Genomic DNA, 2599 nt, shown 5'->3' on the forward strand with positions numbered 1-2599 from the left:
GCCTTGCCGTCCTTGTTGGCATCCAGGGTCGTTGTCGACAAGTCGATCTTGCCGTCACCATTGCTGTCGACGGTCTTGATGACCGAAGTACCGGTCGCGTTCGTGCTGGTGATCGTGTCGTCCTTCAAGGTCCCGGTCGCCGTAAAATTTTTGACGTCGTTTACCTTGCTGCCATCGGCATTGAAGGTGTCGGTGGTAATTTTCTCAGCCTTGCCGTCCTTGTTGGCATCCAGGGTCGTTGTCGACAAGTCGATCTTGCCGTCACCATTGCTGTCGACGGTCTTGATGACCGAAGTACCGGTCGCGTTCGTGCTGGTGATCGTGTCGTCCTTCAGCGTCCCAGCGGCGGTGTAGTCACGAATGTCGTCAGTTTTGTTGCCAACAGTATCTTTACTTACGTTCTCTGTCATTGTTTCAATGGCCGGGTTCCCATTTTTGTCCTGATGACCGATTGCTTCACTGACAATCTTTCCCTGTACATCAATCTGCTTCTGCGTGACAACGAATCCTCCCGTTGTACTGTCAATCGTCCTTGAATACACTACCCAACCACCGGAACTATCCATGGTATTAGGTGTTGTGACGGAATACTCACCGGTTGTAGAATTTGTGGTGATTACAGAACCGTTTACAGCATTGTAGGTAACGATGCTTCCGTTCCGATTCGGAATCTGAAGTGTGGTGTTTACAGGAATATTATTCGGATTCTTGAACCCTGGATTATTCGCTAGCAGATCCGCCACGGTAATTTTGTTTCCTTTTCCCGACTCTAACGTCACCAAGTCTGACAACGTAGCGTAGTCTTTTCCATTTGGGGAAGTGTTTAGGACAGCCGTGTGCGCTCCGGTGTAGGTAACAAACGCACTTGAAATTGGCCGGGTTGGTGATGAAATTGGCGGGACATATGAAGCCGCGGCGACAGTTGCAGTTTGTTGAATTTGAATTAATGCCTCAGCCGTTCCAGAGTTGCAGGCGGTGCTTGCATTAGTCAATCCAACAACGTCGGTGAAAGCCGACGTTATGCTTTTTATACTATCAAAAGTGACATTTTGAATCCAGTCGTTAATTGCACCTGCATCTTTACTACCTGACCAATTCGCTGCCGTGGATGTGAGCTGCATGTCTTTCATCCATCCCGTCATGAAACTGATACCTGCGCTGTTATTTGGATTGATAGTAGCTTTCCAGTCTGCCTCCACTGTAGTCGGCGGAAGATATTTAAAGGGGGCGTAAAGTGTCCATACGTCGATTGATAAACCATTGTCCGCGAAAACCGAATTGTGAAAATTAAATGCTTCCTGGGACGTTACATCGTTCTTAACAAATCCACCGTTACTAGGCAACGTTGAGTTTTTGATCAAAACATCGGCGTAACCGTATGCCATACCAGTCTCGATCGTCTTGATCTTGTCAGGAGAAAGTGTGATTCCCTTAGCCAGCGCAGCTTCAACCATAAAATTTTGGGCTGTTGAGCCGCCGTTAGTCAGACTGCATTCCACCACACCCTTTGCAAGATCAGCATAGCCGTAACCTTGGCTACTCATGTAATAGTAAAAGCCGACCAAATTTCCCTGATCGATGAGCTTTCGTGCAGACTGAAGTTGAACGGTAGTTAATGGGTTAGGCATGACGATCCAATAAAAAAGTGTTTACTAGTGGAGAAATAGACAGAGGTTTATGGAACTATGAACGACCCTGCAATTGTTCGGATACCGCTTTCGATTTCTTTCCAGCGTGCGAGATCGTCTTTGACATTAATGTTGCTCGCGTCGGTCCAGGCTTTTATTTCGTAAATAAAGAAGCTGATTTCACAAGAACTTAACGCCTTGTGGGGAGGCTGGTTCGTAACGGAGTTGCTACAGTGAATGAAGGTTGAATCGGTTTTTGCATCATAAAAAAATTCGTGTTGCTGGCCACCGCTGATTGGCTGCGGAGCTTTTGCAGAAATGTAATGCTGAAGTCCCCAAACATCAGGCTGTCGGACAAAGGGACCCCATCCAACATCGTTCTTCATCCAATTGTTGAACTCGATGCGATAGCTCGGCGTTGGCTGCGATGTAGTTTTTGGTTTGAATTGCACGTAGAGCCAGCGATTCTCAAAAGGCTGAATTTCAACTGTGTGATCTTTGCGCCGAAAATCATCCCAATCCTTTGCTGTCTCGATCGGCTTGAAGTTGTTCAGCCGGATCTTGATCGCAAAATTGTCGAAAGCATTGTCGAAGGTTGGGTGCCTCGGCCGGTTTTCATAAGATTTAGCCGACCAGATATCAACGCCCTCATAGACGACCGGTCCGAAGAGGTAGTGATTCGGAATGGCAAGCCGAACGCCGCTCATGTTGCCGACCGTGGGGCAAGTTTCCCCAGTGATCGCATGCGGAGCATGGCTCGGTGCGCCCGAGGGGCATTGTTCTGCTAAGTGATTCTCAGCATACACAGACTTCACCGCGCTTACAGACAGGGCAAATGAAAAAAAGAACAACCGGATTAGTTTACTGATAGAAAATTCCGCACTCACGTGCAAATTACTGTAGTGGTCAAGTTATTTCGGACACCCCAATGGAAGTATTTCTGCCATTTTCCGTTCAAAGACGGAGGGCGA

General features: G+C 47.7%; 2 protein-coding genes. Both read right to left on the reverse strand.

Features of this window, described 5'->3' with window-relative positions; all coding sequences use genetic code 11:
* Positions 1–1628, reverse strand: a 1628-nt coding sequence (locus tag QN370_RS20390; RefSeq protein WP_323581820.1) for a hypothetical protein, incomplete at its 3' end; no start/stop codon positions are given.
* Positions 1629–1675: 47 nt separating this feature from the next.
* Positions 1676–2515, reverse strand: coding sequence for a hypothetical protein (locus QN370_RS20395; protein ID WP_322127157.1), 840 nt, complete (start codon positions 2513–2515; stop codon positions 1676–1678).
* Positions 2516–2599: the final 84 nt, after the last annotated feature.

Source organism: Actimicrobium sp. CCI2.3, from assembly GCF_035019065.1.
Taxonomy (GTDB): Bacteria; Pseudomonadota; Gammaproteobacteria; order Burkholderiales; family Burkholderiaceae_D; genus Actimicrobium.